Source organism: Chitinophaga sp. (genome assembly GCF_019236475.1).
Lineage (GTDB): Bacteria > Bacteroidota > Bacteroidia > Chitinophagales > Chitinophagaceae > Chitinophaga.
The window spans coordinates 729,560-744,976 of the sequence record NZ_JAFAIX010000013.1 but is presented as its reverse complement, the minus strand read 5'-3'; the positions used below and the strand labels follow the sequence as shown (position 1 = coordinate 744,976).

Sequence of the window (15,417 nt, the reverse complement as noted above, 5' to 3'; positions counted from 1 at the left end):
TCTTTAAAAATTATAAAGTAAGGTTTACACCAAATATCATAGACCAAGTTCCCGGCGTATCTGCATTGATATTGCCGGCAGACTCTGGATCTACGCCATGATATTTGTTTCTGTAGACAGAAAACAGGATGAATGGATCCTGCGCAGTGGCATATATGCGCAGTGATTTCGCCTTCAGGCGCTGTACAAAAGACTGTGGCACGTTGTATCCTAGGCTGAGACTACGGATTTTCAGGAAACTACCATCGATGTAACCCAGTGTGGAATTGTATTGTGTTTGTGTAGAAGAGTTGTTGGGTTTTGGATAATAAGTTTCGCCATTTGTGGGCGTCCAGTAATGCACATTCAAGTTGTTGTAATTACCTTGGAAGGTGTTGGCATAGCCGCCGCCATACAGTTTACTATTGAGCATTCCGCCGATTCTCGCGAATACCACTACGGTGAAATCCAGTCCCTTGTAGCTGAAACGGTTGGTCATGCCGCCTTCCCATTTGGGTTGTGCACTACCAATGATGGTTTTATCGGCGGCGCTGAAAGTGCTGTCACCATTCACATCGCGAATACGAATATTTCCAATGACGGAAGTAGGTCCTGTTACTTTCTGTTTGTAAGCCAGTGCAGTAGCGGAATCCTGCTTGGTATTCTGCCAGATGCCAATGCGATCATAATCATAGTATACACCAATTGGTTGGCCGACGAACCATCCATTCGCAATATCCTGTTGAATGCCGTTATAGAGCTGTGTGATTTTACCGCGATTGAGGAACCAGTTCAGATCAGTGGTCCAGTTGAAACCATTGGCAGTCTTGGATTGTACGTTCACTGTAGCCACATGTACTTCTACGCCGCGATTTTCCGTTTTACCCACATTAACGAGTACATTGCCGGGAAGACCGTTGGTACCAGGCAGTTTCTGTGGAAGTAGGAGATTACTGGTTTGTTGAATATAAGCATCTACACTACCGGTGATTCTATTGTTGAATAGCCCGAAATCAATACCAGCATTGGAAGAAGTGGTGTACTCCCATTGCAGTTTCATATTGGGAGCAGCATTCAAATAAGCCCCTGTAATATTGGTACTACCGAAGTTATAATTGATCGCGGTGAGAGAGCCCATGGTTTGATAAGGATCGATAGCCGTATTTCCCGTACGGCCGTAACTCAAGCGGAGCTTTAGATTGGAGATAGCTTGTATATTTTTTGCCCAAGACTCCTGGCTGATATTCCAGCTAACAGCGGCTGATGGAAATCCTTTGAACTGGTTGCCAGGCGCGAGTCTGGAACTACCGTCTGAGCGCATGGTGAGTGTAAGGAGATACCGGTCGTCGAAGCTGTAGAATAGCCTACCCATATAGGAGATGATGTCCCACTTTGGATCGGAGCCGCTGCCAGCAAGGTTTGAACCATATTGCGGATTGGCAAACTCCAAATTATCGTACAAAAGATTATTGTTCGTATACTTTGTATTGCGGGTATTGGATTCCTGCACACTATATAATCCTGTGAAATTAAAACGATGCTTACGGATAGATTTATCGTAGTACAGCAGGTTTTCAACGGTAAAGCTGGTATTCTGACTGTAATTGGTTTCGCTGGTATTTAATCCTCCTAAGTTGTTGGAAGTTTTACTGGCGTAGAAATTACCGTAGTTATCGTTTTTGATTTCTGCACCCGCATTCAGGCGGTATTTCAATCCAGGTATGATATTAACATCCAAATAGGCAGTAGTGAAGGTTCCTGTTCTTTTTCTTCTTTCCACCACGGAGCCAGGGATGAAGTTGGCCAGTGGATTCCATATCTGCGCAGCACTTCCTGCAACAAAATCATTGAGAATAGCGCCAGTGCTGTCAAATGCAGGCGCCATCGGACTTGCACGCAATACTTGCCCCATAGGGTTGGCGCTTTCGCCAATGGTAGTGGAGAAGTTATTGAGTGAACTCAAACCTATTTTGAAAGTCTTGTTGATCTGGTGATCTACCCCAATCCTGGCGGTGAACCGTTCGAAAGATTGGCCTGGATATACACCGGTTTCCTTGTAATAGCCGCCGGACGTACTGAATTGCGTACGCTCATTACCCCCTGAAATACCAATCTGGTGGTTGGTTTGCAGGCCAGTCCGGTATACGAGATCCTGCCAGTCGGTACTGCGGCCTTTGGCCAGTCCATCTCTTTCTACGGCATCAAATCCATCCAGCATGATTTTAGGATCATCGGGACTGCTATATTTCACGTTATCCGCATTGTAGAGTGCCCATTTCTTCAATCCTGCATACTCTTGAGAATTCATCAAATCATACTTTCCGGAAGGCTTTACAAAGCCTGCATAACCGCCATAGGTGATCGTGGTACCGTTTGCACTACCATGTTTGGTAGTAACGATAATTACGCCGTTTGCACCGCGAGAACCGTAGATAGCAGTGGCAGACGCGTCTTTTAGTACCTGGATACTGGTCACATCGTCCGGGTTAATATCGTTGATATCGCCGTTGAAAGGAATACCATCTACTACGAATAGCGGGGAATTGGTGGCCTTGATAGAGCGACTCCCACGTATCAGAATAGTCGGTTTGGCGCCAGGTTTACTATTGCCGCCATTTTTTTGTATGTCGATACCAGCGCCCTGACCTTTCAATGCTTGGCTAAGATTGGCGGTGGGAACATCTTTTAGGGCCTGTGCATTGATAGAAGTAATAGACCCTGTTAGATCAGATCTTTTCTGCGTACCATAACCCACTACCACTACTTCATTCAACTCTCCCTTATTGGCATTGAGTTGAATATTCATATGTGGCATGTCGGTAGTGCCGATTTCCACTTCTTTGGTCAAAAAACCGGTGTAAGTAATGCGAAGTGTGGAATTCGGCGGAACGGTGAGGGAAAAGGTGCCATCTACGCCGGTGGCGGCTCCTTTGCTGGTCCCTTTCACCAGCACATTTGCACCGGGTAATGGATCGCCGTTTTGAGAAGTGATACGGCCATGTATGTTTACATTTTGTTGTGCATATAACGTAGATGAATACACGCAATTAATTAGTAATAACAAAAGGTATCCGCATTTTCGAATACCGGGTGGAATTTGTCTTTTCCTGTTTTGGGAAAGTTCTTTCATAACGTCTGTTTTTTGGATGATAAAAGGGTGTAGTTATCCGTGTCGGCAACATGGTGGAGATGTTGCCGGCAATACGATGCCTGGCCGCACTATTGCAGCCGTTCTTGATTGTTGGTATGTCTTGCTATTGTTTCTTTACAGCGTTCGCTGGAACGTTGTTATCTACTACCACCGGCAGCTTACCGGGTACAACAATGCCTTCACTCTTGTCGCCACTTACCTGAAGGAAGGTGGAAGTGCTTGCGGGTGGAGTAATGTTTTTGAATTGAATGTTTTTTGCGTCTGTAATTTTTGCAACAGGTTCATTACCTCCTGTGGAGGGCAGTTTCCATTTGCTGATAGTAATGTTTTCCAGGTCGTATCCAATTATGGCCGGTCTTTCGTCTGTTTTATCGGAAGTAAATACTACATTATTGAATTTGATATGCTTTGCATGACGGATGTATAGGCCGTATGCAGGGATTTTTTTACCAAACATCTTGATTTCAGGATAGTCGGCAGGCCGTTCTTCCAGTACAATTTTCGCATCTTCTGCCGTGCCTTCTCCCGGAACATTGATGCGAATATTTTCCAAATTAACACCATCGATATAATGATCTGGTATGCCACTGATGAGCATGCCCGTCCAGGTGCCTCTATTCACGGATACATTACGGATGTTGATATTGTTGATACTACCAGGCGATTGTTTCTGATCCCCTTCCCGAAAGGTTTTGAGTCGTGCGCCCAGTCGCATGATGATAGGCAGATTGACGGAGTCCATTTCCACATCGGAAATGCTGATGTTGTTGATGTGGGAGCCATCCACAGAGAAGATTTTGATGCCGCCTTCCCTGGCGAAAGCCACTTTAATATTTTTAACGGTAATGTCTTCGAAGTTGCCGGCGGATTCTGTACCGAATTTGATAGCGCCCTCGCCAGTGTTGAGGCGTATACCCGATACCGTTACATTTTTGCAAGGGAATGGACTGGTAGTTTTAAAGCAAATAGCGTCGTCGCCACTGTTGATATCACAGTCGCGTATGATGACATTTTCGCAGCAATCGATATCGATGCCATCGTTGTTGCCGAGTCCGCGACTATAAATACTGATTCTTTCTGTCAGGATATTTTTACAGTGGAAGAAGTGCATGGTCCAGGCGGTGGGGCCTGTGAGGTGTACTTCTTTCACATTAATATTGTTGCAGCGTACAAAACGGATGAGGAAGGGTCTTCTGCTATGTCCTCCCGAAGCGTAGACGAGTTTACCTTGGCCGTTGATGGTGCCTTGTCCGATGATGCCCGTGTTATTCACATTCACAGCACCAATGAGGGCATAACCCATTTGTTGGCCAAGGCCATCTTTGAAACCATCTACTACTTGGTAATCTTTGATATCTGTGCTGCCGAGGAGGGTAGCGTCTTTGTCGAGGTTTAGGGTGACATTGGTTTTCAATAAAAGCGTACCAGTGAGCCAGGTACCAGCGGGGAAGTGTATTGTACCGCCGCCAGAAGCGGAGCAACTGTCTATTGCGGATTGAATGGCAATTGTATTCAGCGTTTTGCCGTCACCGTTAGCTCCAAACTTCTCTATTTCAAATATGGCTTTTTGTGCCAGTGCATTCACAGCAAACAGGAACAACAAAACAGAGAACAGCAGTGATTTCTGTTTCATGCGACCAGTTGTTGATAAAATGAAAAATTAGACTGTATCAAAAACTAAAAAAATGAAATGACGTCGCAGACGGCATTTCATTTTTTTTAGTTTTTGTCGCCCTGCCCAGCGGGTAGGGGCGACAGGCAGGAGATTTCTGCTTTTGATACAACCTCATTTATATGGTTGATTAAAGTGTTGTAGTTTCTACTTTGATAACAGATGCGATACTGTTTGGCGCCTGTGCAGGAACCGATACCACAATACCATCTGCATCCGCAGTAGTATTCAGTTTAGCGCCGCCAGTCAGCATAGTGGCTTTGCTTACTTTGTTCTTCAGGCCTGGTACTACCAGTTTACCATCCGTAGGCCAGTTGAAAACATGCAGGTAATAAGTCGTTTTTTTACCATCTGTTTTTTGGGTGCAACGGCCCCATGGGAGGGTAGGTAGACTGCTACCAGAAGTGCCGTAGATGGCTTCTCCGTTCGCTTTCATCCATTTACCGATAGTTGCCAGATCATCTATGCTTTGTTGTGGGAAAGTACCTTCCGCAGTAGGGCCTACGTTCAGGAGGTAGTTACCGTTTTTAGAAGCGATGTCGATTAGGTTTCTTACCATTGTTTCTGGCGATTTCCACTTCGTATCCCAGCTTTTGTAGCCCCAGGTACCGTTCATGGTCATGCAGGTTTCCCAATCGCGGCCATCGAGTTCCTCCTTAGTAGGGATTTTTTGCTCCGGCGTTTTGTAATCTCCCGCGAAATTCGGGCGTTTCAGTCGGTCGTTGGTAATAATATTTGGTTGCAGTTTCAGTACGTTCTGTAATTTCTCTGCATATTCATCTGTCATATTAGTAGGCGTATCCCACCAGAGCACCGCCACATCACCGTAGTTGGTGAGCAGTTCTTTTACTTGTGGTACTGCCACTTTATCAATGTATTCAGACATCGTAGCCGTAGTTTGCGCAGGGTCCCAGTGGCCAGTGTGTTCAGCCGTGTAAGCATCTATTTTGGTGCTGTCTGGGTTAGGCCATCCTTCGGAAGCCACTTTGCGGGCTGCTGCGCCGCCTGGGTTGTTCCAGTCTTGCGCCTGAGAGTAGTAGAAGCCCAGTCTTACACCATATTTTTTACAAGCAGCGGCTAGATCTTTCAGTACATCTTTACCATACGGTGTCGCATCTACGATATTGAATTTGCTGGCATTGGATTTAAACATTGCGAAGCCATCATGGTGTTTGGCGGTGATCACGATATATTTCATACCGGCATCTTTCGCCATTTTCACCCATGCATCCGCATCATATTTAACAGGATTGAATTGTTTCGCATATTGTTGGTATTCCGCTACTGGAATTTTTGCGCGGTTCATGATCCATTCGCCGCCACGTTGTACCTGTTGGCCTTTGTACCATCCGGCAGGAACTGCATAGTCGCCCCAGTGGATGAACATACCGAATCTGGCTTCTCTCCACCATTTCATACGTTGTTCGCGGGAAGCGTCTGCGGTGATGGCCGCAGCGGTTTTTGTTTTTGTTTGGGCAGGCAGGCATTGTGAAATGGCCAGCAATGCCGTGAGGCAGCAGGTCAGTTTTTTCATTATGGAATCTTTTTAAGTTCTTTATGCAATCGTTTGCATTACTTTTTCAAAAAATAAGCGCTCGTGCGCTTTTTCATTGATTTTCAATACAGAATTAGTGTTGTTGGTACACTTTACAATTGTTCTACTAAAATCCGTAAAAAAAATGGAATCAGGTGATTTGATTTTGGCTATTGCAGGTATTTTTTTCACTTAAAAGCAAAACCGCTGCAGTGGTGAGCTGAGCGGTTTTGAGATAATAATTATGACAGACCCTTATTAAGCTGTTTCCATTTGTTTCAGCTCCAGCACGTTGGTAGTCCAGCGGCGGAGTTTTGCAGTCATTTCCGGATTGTTCAGGAGAGACTGGCCATAGGAAGGGATCATTTGTTTCAGTTTCTGTTGCCAAGCTTCTGTTTCTACTTCTTCGCGGAAGCAGCGTTTGAGGAGATTGAGCATAATAGATACCGCAGTAGAAGCACCAGGGGAAGCGCCCAGCAGTGCAGCGATAGAACCATCGGCAGCGCTGACAACTTCGGTACCGAATTCGAGGATACCACCATGCACAGGATCTTTTTTAATTACCTGTACGCGTTGTCCTGCGATTTCCAGTTCCCAGTCTTTCATTTCCGCTTCAGGGAAATATTCTCGGAGGGCATCCAGGCGATCTTCTGGTTTCTGACGTACCTGAGCGATCAGGTATTTGGTCAATGGGATGTTATCCAGGCCAGCAGACACCATTGGGTGAATGTTATTGGCTTTGATAGACATTGGCAGATCGAAGATGGAGCCGTTTTTCAGGAATTTGGTAGAGAAGCCAGCGTATGGACCGAAGAGCAGTGCTTTCTGGCCATCGATCATACGGGTATCCAGGTGCGGCACGGACATAGGCGGTGCGCCCACAGAGGCTTTACCATATACTTTAGCCTGGTGTTTGGCAATGATTTCTGGGTTATTGCAACGAAGCCATTGGCCGCTTACAGGGAATCCGCCGAAGCCTTTACCTTCAGGAATGCCTGATTTTTCCAGCAGCGGAAGGGAACCGCCACCAGCGCCAATGAAAACGAATTGAGTTTTGAGTACATTCTTTTCGCGGGTTTCACGGTTTTTCACTTTCACGATCCAGTTGCCATCATCCGCTTTTTTCAGATCACGTACATCATGGTTGAAATGCATAGACACACCTTCCATTTGTTGTAGGTGCTTGAACAGCTCGCGGGTTAATGCACCGAAGTTCACGTCTGTACCCATTTCCATATGAGTGGCTGCCACTTTCTGTTTAGGGTCGCGGTTTTGCATCACTAACGGCATCCATTCCGCCAGTTGACCGTGATCTTCAGAATATTCCATGCTGTGGAATAAATGGCATTGTTGTAAGGCCTTGTAACGCTTTCGCAGGTAATCAACATTCTCTTCACCCCAAACAAAGCTCATATGAGGAATACTTTGTATGAATTCCTGGGGATTGGAAATGATGTTATTTTCTACCAAATAAGCCCAGAATTGGCGGGAAACTTCAAACTGTTCTGCAATGTTCACAGCTTTCTTGATTTCCACAGACCCATCCTCTTTCTGCGGCGTGTAATTCAACTCGCAGAATGCAGAGTGACCGGTACCCGCATTGTTCCATGCATCGGAACTTTCAGCAGCAGCTACATCGAGTCTTTCATAAATGGCAATGGTAATATCCGGTTGTAATTCCTTCAGGAAAATCCCAAGGGTGGCACTCATAATTCCAGCGCCAATTAAAACCACATCCGGACCTGTTTCAGACGTACTCTTGCTTCTAAACATAACCCCTATTTAATTCGAGGTGCAAAGTTACAATACAAACAATTATGCAGGGTGAATAATATGCTCGATTGGCATCAAATTAACAAACTGATTACAATTCTTTCTGAATAAATTGAAAGTTTAATATCAATCGTACAGAGTAATACGTTATATTAAAAAAAATCCTATGTGGAGAAAAAATTTTCTGAAACTTTTTTCTGCTCAACTTATCAAGTGTTTTTAGGGAGATTTTTGTCCCTCAGGATGCTTCCTGTAATTCTTATTTTATATTTATGTTAACCCTAATCCAGACCTTTTTTATCCCATTTCAATAGATATAATTTTATGTTATGATGAACAGAAGAGATTTCCTCAACGGCATTTCCGCAGCCGTAATTATTTCTGCCTGCGGGAAATTTGCCAAAGCAGCCAACCGCTTCCACTTCGATAGTGAAACCGTATTCCGTTTTGCAATAGGCTCCGATTGGCACTACGGTGAACCCAACACGCCCTATGAACAATATTTCCAAGACCTGAAAAAGGCCTTCGATAAAGCGAATCAAACAGCTCCATGCGACTGTTTCATCCTCAACGGAGATGTGATCCACAATAACCCGGAACTCCTGGAACCCGCTTCCACCCTCTTCAAAACCATTCACCCGAAAGTATTTGCCACCCGCGGTAATCACGACCGTGTTACCGCAGGCGCATGGGAGAATGCCTGGGGACTCCCTCTCCAACACGATCAGGTAATCAATAACCAAGTACTCCTCTTCGGCGATACCTCTGATATTGAAGGAAACTTCCTCGCACCTGACGTTGCCTGGTTCACAGAAAAACTGGCCCAATACCGCCGCGCAAAAAATATCTTCATCTTCTTACATATCACACCGGTAAAATGGACGCAATGGGCGGCAGATTCTCCTGATTTTGCCAAACTCATCCGTCAATACCCTAATGTGAAAGCCATCTTCAATGGCCACGACCACGATCAGGATAATGTAAAACTCCTCGATGATAAAATTCCTTTCCTCTTCGATAGTCACATTGGTGGTAGCTGGGGTACACAATACCGCGGTTTCCGCATTGTGGAAGTGAAGAAAGATAACAGCATGCTGACCTACATGCTGAACCCAACAGAGAAAATGAATGAATATCACAAAGCGGCGGTTGCTTCTAAATAATTTGGCGTTTTTTCTGCAAAGTGAGTAACTTGACGCCGCTGAAAAACCGGTATTATCAAGACTTATTATGCGTCCCGAAGAAATTGAACAGTTGCACAACTTTAGATACCCTGCACTATATAAACAATTATATGCAGACGGTATGCTGAACTGGGGCGCCTTCGGCCCGGAGTGGTATAAACAAGTACTACCCACGCTGAAGGAGCATCCACCTTTATTACTGTACGCCAACGACCTGGAATTACTCAACACCAGCATGGTAGCGGATTACATGGAAGAGGGAATGCTCTTCGCCGATCCGATACATAAATTTGTACCCATTGCTACTTCAGGAGCGGGCGACTGGTTTGCATTATATTATAATCTCCAAGATGGAGAAGATGTACCTGTCGTAATGGTATGGCATGATGCCAATGAAGCATGTATCCTCGCTAAGAACCTACAGGATTTCATTTTCCTGCAAATGCTGGAAGCGGTAACAGATATGAGCACCACGTATCCTGGCCTGCTTACGATAGGGGATTTTGCCGATAACTGCCAAAAATGGCTGCAATCGCATGCACCTTACCTGACGGAGCGTCAACAAGCAATAGTAAAATCAACTTTTGAAAAAGGAGCGCTGACCAGCGCTGAATTGCGAGACATCCTCGAAGCGGAAATTAATTTCCAATGGATGGATAGTAGTTTCCCTTACCAGGAAGAGATATAGGTGGAAGGCGCCCTCGGTGCTGATTTTTCGCGGATGTTTTTCTTACAAAGCAGCAAGGCAGCAAATGATTATGTTTTGTTATATTTCACGCAAAGTCGCAAAGAAATAAAGGACTAAGTTTTGTTGTTTAATTATGTTTTGCTGTTTGTAGCGCGCAAAGTATAAAATTACTATTAAACTATACTGGTAATTACATAATGTATCCAGGAGAGGTTCTACTGCAAATTGCCTTTGCGGTCTAAAAACAACAAAACATAATCCTTATTATCCTTTGCGCCTTTGCGAGCAAAACAGCAAATCACAACTCTTTGCTGCTTTGCAAGCCCAAATATTAATCTTTATAAAAATCAATAATCGCCCCGAAATACTGATCTACCCAGCCTTCGGTGATATCTTCATACGCTTCATCCGGAATATTGGTATGGCGTAATTCCACATCTGTACCTTTTTTATCAGGATGCAAAAGGATGGTAACGATAGACGGCGTTTCCTCTTCTTCTCCAAAATACCATTCCTGCACAATCTTCTTACCTTCTTCAAATTCCAGGTTACGGCCCACAATACTATCTTCCCAGAGAGAAAACTCTGAGCCCGGTTCTGTGGACATCTCCGCTTTTTCCCCACTCCATAACTGAATAGTGGCGGGATTTGTCAGGGCGGCATACACTTCCTCTGGTGTGGCCCGCACAATGAAATGTTTCTTGAAATCTTTCATATGCCAAAACTAGGCATTTGCAGCATTTGTTAAAATTAAAAATAAATTAGGCCAAATGTCCTAATTTGAATTTTCTGTACTTATCTTTGTGTCAGATTAATGCTCATGATATGAAGGCGATTATCATCGGGGCCGGTATTGGCGGTCTCACCACAGCAATAGCACTGCAACAGCAGGGGATTGACTATGAAATATTTGATGCTGCACCAGCATGTAAGGCAGTAGGCGCTGGCATAATGCTAGGAGGCAATGCCATGACGGTTTACGAGCGACTGGGAGTAGGAAAAGCCATTCGGGAACTGGCTGTCTTCCCGGAAAATATATTCGTACGCAATTACAAAGGCAAAGTATTGCAGCATATCAGTAATGCTTATATCCGCGATCATTACGGGCAAGGCGCACAGTTGTTGCATAGGGCTACCTTGCAGCAATTACTGGTGGATGAGGTGGCAAAAGAAATCCAGTGGGGAAAGAAGTTTACCACTTTGCAACAGCATGCAAATGGGGTTACCGCTTACTTTGAGGATGGAAGTTCCGCCAGTGGCGATTTCCTGATTGGCGCCGATGGTATTAGATCTGTTGTTAGGGAGACATATATTACACCAGCCCAATATCGTTACTCCGGGCAAACCTGCTGGCGGGCTATCATCCCGATGACGCTGTCCAAAGAAGAGCGGGAGAATGCAGTGGAAGTTTGGGGAAATGGAAACGGGCTGCGCGCTTCTTATGCACAAATTGATGGTGGCCGTGTTTATTTTTGGTTTACCAGCAAGATGCCTGCCGGCAAAGCGTTTACGGATGAAGAAGCGATTGCCTTTATGCAAAAACAACTGGCGCCTTTCTATGGCAATATGCCGAAAGTAGCGGCAGCACTGCGTCCGGAGATGTTGATACGTGCAGACCTATACGATATTAAGCCCATCAATACTTGGTATAAAGACAAAGTAGTATTACTGGGAGACGCGGCCCATGCTACCACGCCAAACCTTGGCCAAGGTGCGAGTCAGGCTATTGAGGACGCATTGATGTTATCTAACTGTCTTGCACAAACGAAATCAACGGCCGCTGCCTTTAAATTATACCAGGAAAGCCGTATTGCACGTGTACAAAAAGTAGTAGGTGTATCCTGGCAATTGGCGATGATCACCAATTGGAAAGGGTCTCTGGCCGCTTCCTTCCGCGACTTCATGGTGCGCATGGTGCCTAATAGGGTCACACAGCAGCAACTGGAATTCCTCTATAATGTAAAATGGTAGCCGCTCATAAAGCCCGCATTGATTCGGTGAAGAAAGTTTTATAGCTTTATTCGCCTAATCCACGGACGCTTATGAGAAAACTAATATTTTGTATACAACTGTGCCTTTTTACTGTGTTGCAAGTAGCTGCACAACAGCAATGGATACGTATCAATCAACTGGGATATCTGCCTACAGGCACCAAGGTGGCGGTGTTTGGTGCGAAAGAAATGCCTTTCCCAAAAGATTTTCAACTCATTGACAGTGTTTCTGGCAAAGTGGTTTTTACGGCGGTGGCAGGCAAAGACTTTGGTGTATATGGTCCGTTTCTGCATACGGCTCGGCTTGATTTTAGTAAATTCAATAAACCGGGCGTTTACCAGTTAAAAGCTGCGAACGCCCGTTCTCCTTATTTTCGTATAGGCGCAGACGTTTATGCGGGCGCTGCCGATTTTTGTTTGCGTTATATGCGTCAGCAGCGGAGTTGGTTTAATCCGTATCTCCGAGATTCCTGTCATACCCACGACGGCTATACGATGTACGGGCCTATGCCAGATAGTACCCACATAGCTGTAGCAGGGGGCTGGCATGATGCCACCGATTATCTACAATATGTGACCACTTCCGCCAATGCCACTTGGCATTTACTGGCAGCTTACCGCGATTTTCCACAAGTATTTTCCGATCAATATGCCGCGAATGGATTGCCCGGCGCGAATGGCGCTCCGGATATCCTGGACGAGGCCCGTTGGGGCCTGGATTGGCTGCTGAAAATGCATCCAGCAGATAATATTATGTTCAACCAAATCGCGGACGACCGCGATCATAAAGGTTTGCGTTTACCCAAAGAAGATCCGTTTTATGGAAAGGGTTTTGAGAGACCCGTGTATTTCTGTACAGGCCAGCCACAAGGGTTAGGGAAATATAAGAATAGGTCTACCGGTGTCGCATCTACGGCGGGGAAATTTGCCAGTGCTTTTGCATTGGGATCTTTGCTGATACAGGATCGTGATCCGGCGTATGTGGCTTTATTGAAGCAGCGTTCACAATCCGCTTATGCGATGGGCGTACGTCAGCCGGGTGTTTGCCAGACTGCCTCCGTGGTTTCTCCTTATATATATGCAGAAGACAACTGGTCTGATGATATGGAGTTGGCCGCAGCCGCTATTTATGAAGGAAATAAGTCTGATCAATTCCGCCATGATGCGTTGCAGTATTCCGCTATGGAGAAAATCACGCCTTGGTTGGGAAAAGATACCGCCAATCATTACCAGTGGTATCCGTTTATCAATATTGGACATTATGAGCTGGCCAAATCCTTAGCGGGAGCGGAAAGAAAAGAGATCATGGGTTATTATAAAGAGGGGATCGATCGGGTATGGAATAAAGCGAAGCAAAACGCCTTCTATAGGGCCATTCCGTTTATTTGGTGCAGTAATAACCTGACTGTTTCATTTGCCATTCAATGTTATTGGTATCGTCAGTTGACGGGAGACAACAGCTTCTCCCAACTGGAACAGGCCAACGTAGATTGGATATTTGGCTGTAATCCATGGGGGACGAGCATGGTATATGGTTTGCCGGCACATGGGGATACGCCGGAAGATCCGCATTCCGCGTTTTCCGCGATTGGCCATTACCCTGTGGATGGCGCGCTGGTAGACGGTCCTGTGTATACCGCGATTTATAAAAACCTAATCGGAATTCGTTTATCCAAGCCCGATGCCTATGCCGATTTCCAGAGTGAGCTGGCCGTATACCATGATGATGTAGGCGATTACAGCACCAATGAACCTACTATGGATGGAACCGCTTCCCTGGTTTATTTATTGGCGGCTATGGCCGACGGACATCGTGTCTCCCTAAAAACATCCGCCGGGGCTATCATCCGCGGCGATACTACGCGCAAACGCCTGGCTATTGTATTTACCGGCGATACATTTGCAGATGGTGCTACGGCTATTCGTAAAACCCTGCAAAAAACCGCAACGCCTGCGTCTTTCTTCCTGACAGGTAATTTTTATCGGCAATATCCGGCAGTGATTCAACAGTTGAAAAAAGACGGTCATTACCTAGGACCGCACTCCGACAAGCATTTGCTGTACTGCGATTGGAAAAATAGGGATAGTCTGCTGGTGACAAAAGAAACCTTCCGGAATGATCTGGATGCGGTGTATCGGCAGATGCAACAAGCAGGGATTAGTAAGTCGGCTGCCCATTATTTTCTACCGCCTTATGAATGGTATAATGATACCATCGCTGCATGGACGCACGAAGCGGGACTGCAACTGGTGAACTTCACGCCAGGCACGCGTTCCAATGCAGATTACACGTATCCTCCTGAGAAAAATTATGTGAGTTCCCAACAAATAATGACCTCAATTTTAGAATATGAGTCCAACCACCCAACCGGATTGAATGGTTTTGTGTTATTACTACATATTGGAACAGATCCTCGTCGGAAAGACAAATTTTATAATCAATTACCGGCATTGATTGCCGCATTAAAGGAGCGTGGATACCGCTTTGAGCGGGTGGATAGTCTACTAGAAAAGTAGATTCCGGCATGAACCTGCAAATTTTTGCTGGTTTATATTTGGATTGATGCATTTTTTTGCCGAATTTGACGGAAGATTCCTGATCCATGTTAAAAGAAGAACGCCAGGCATATATACTTCATCAAGTAAATCTGCATAATAAAGTACTGTCTTCACATTTGAGTGAGCAGATACAAGTATCAGAGGATACTATACGTAGGGATCTGATGGAGTTGGCCCGGGAAGGTAAAATCCTGAAAGTACATGGTGGAGCGTTGTCTAACTCCTACCACCAGGGGATAGCATCCAGGGATGTATATGCAGTTGCAGAAAAACGCACGATTGCGATGAAGGCGGTGCAATTGATACATGATGGCATGTTTGTGTTGACAACAGGTGGTACTACCATTATGGAGTTGGCGAGGATATTACCACCAGAGCTACGTGCTACATTTATAACAGTTAGTTTGCCGGCCGCATTTGAATATTCCAATCATCCAAATATTGAAGTTATTGTTATAGGCGACAGGCTAGCGAAAGATTCCAAAATCACTGTAGGCGGAGAGGCGATTACCAAAATCATGAATATTCGAGCTGATTTATGTTTTCTCGGTGTGAATGCAATTGATGCTGAAGCAGGCCTGACAGATAATGACTGGGAAGTGGTGCAAGTAAAAAAGGCCATGATTGCGACTTCCCGCAAGATTGTCGCGTTGTCGATCTCGGAAAAAGTAGATACAACAGATCGTTTAAAAGTATGTGATATAGATGCAATAGATATTTTAATCACTGAATTACAGCCAAAGGCAAAGAAATTAATACCGTACAGCAAGAAGGGTGTAAAAATATTGTAGTAGAACATCCTGTAATTGCGCCACTATTCGATTTATTTCCAACTGCTTTGCCTGGGGGTAATAAAAGGCCACCCATTTATCAACAAGTCTAAACA

The 15,417-nt window shown here is 45.2% G+C and carries 10 protein-coding genes; 5 read left to right on the top strand and 5 right to left on the bottom strand.

The annotated features are described in order from the left end of the window. Positions 1–10: 10 nt before the first annotated feature. From JO154_RS25015 to JO154_RS25000, 4 genes are all read right to left on the bottom strand, one after another. Complete coding sequence (locus JO154_RS25015) at positions 11–3,109, bottom strand: TonB-dependent receptor (protein ID WP_291951432.1); 3,099 nt, start codon at positions 3,107–3,109, stop codon at positions 11–13. Between the two features lie 124 nt (positions 3,110–3,233). Further along, a complete protein-coding gene (locus JO154_RS25010) occupies positions 3,234–4,763 on the bottom strand; it encodes a glycosyl hydrolase family 28 protein (protein WP_291951430.1) in 1,530 nt (509 codons plus the stop codon). A 169-nt stretch (positions 4,764–4,932) separates the two neighbouring features. After that, positions 4,933–6,336 carry an alpha-L-fucosidase gene (locus JO154_RS25005; RefSeq protein ID WP_291951428.1) on the bottom strand — a complete coding sequence of 468 codons (1,404 nt, stop codon included), beginning with the start codon at positions 6,334–6,336 and terminating at the stop codon, positions 4,933–4,935. A 258-nt stretch (positions 6,337–6,594) separates the two neighbouring features. Then, entirely contained in the window at positions 6,595–8,109 is a 1,515-nt protein-coding gene (locus JO154_RS25000) for a malate:quinone oxidoreductase (RefSeq protein WP_291951425.1), read from the bottom strand. A 329-nt stretch (positions 8,110–8,438) separates the two neighbouring features. Here JO154_RS25000 and JO154_RS24995 point away from each other — a divergent pair, with 329 nt between their 5' ends. Together JO154_RS24995 and JO154_RS24990 are read left to right on the top strand one after the other, a co-directional pair. Beyond that, the gene (locus JO154_RS24995) at positions 8,439–9,272 is read left to right on the top strand and encodes a metallophosphoesterase (protein WP_291951422.1); all 834 of its coding nucleotides are present in this window, start codon (positions 8,439–8,441) and stop codon (positions 9,270–9,272) included. A 67-nt stretch (positions 9,273–9,339) separates the two neighbouring features. Then, on the top strand, positions 9,340–9,981 hold the full coding sequence (locus JO154_RS24990; RefSeq protein ID WP_291951419.1) for an SMI1/KNR4 family protein: 642 nt from the start codon (positions 9,340–9,342) through the stop codon (positions 9,979–9,981). A 331-nt stretch (positions 9,982–10,312) separates the two neighbouring features. Here JO154_RS24990 and JO154_RS24985 read toward each other — a convergent pair whose 3' ends face one another. Continuing rightward, positions 10,313–10,696: an SRPBCC domain-containing protein gene (locus JO154_RS24985; protein WP_291951416.1), complete on the bottom strand. Its 384-nt coding sequence runs from the start codon at positions 10,694–10,696 to the stop codon at positions 10,313–10,315. A 110-nt stretch (positions 10,697–10,806) separates the two neighbouring features. On the opposite strand from JO154_RS24985, the gene JO154_RS24980 reads away from it, so the two are divergent. The 3 genes from JO154_RS24980 to JO154_RS24970 all read left to right on the top strand — a co-directional run bounded on the left by JO154_RS24980 (position 10,807) and on the right by JO154_RS24970 (position 15,322). After that, positions 10,807–11,952, top strand: a complete 1,146-nt coding sequence (locus JO154_RS24980; protein ID WP_291951413.1) for an FAD-dependent monooxygenase — start codon at positions 10,807–10,809, stop codon at positions 11,950–11,952. Between the two features lie 71 nt (positions 11,953–12,023). Beyond that, on the top strand, positions 12,024–14,489 hold the full coding sequence (locus tag JO154_RS24975) for a glycoside hydrolase family 9 protein (RefSeq protein ID WP_291951409.1): 2,466 nt from the start codon (positions 12,024–12,026) through the stop codon (positions 14,487–14,489). An 86-nt stretch (positions 14,490–14,575) separates the two neighbouring features. Further along, complete coding sequence (locus tag JO154_RS24970; protein WP_291951406.1) at positions 14,576–15,322, top strand: DeoR/GlpR family DNA-binding transcription regulator; 747 nt, start codon at positions 14,576–14,578, stop codon at positions 15,320–15,322. Positions 15,323–15,417 lie beyond the last annotated feature (95 nt).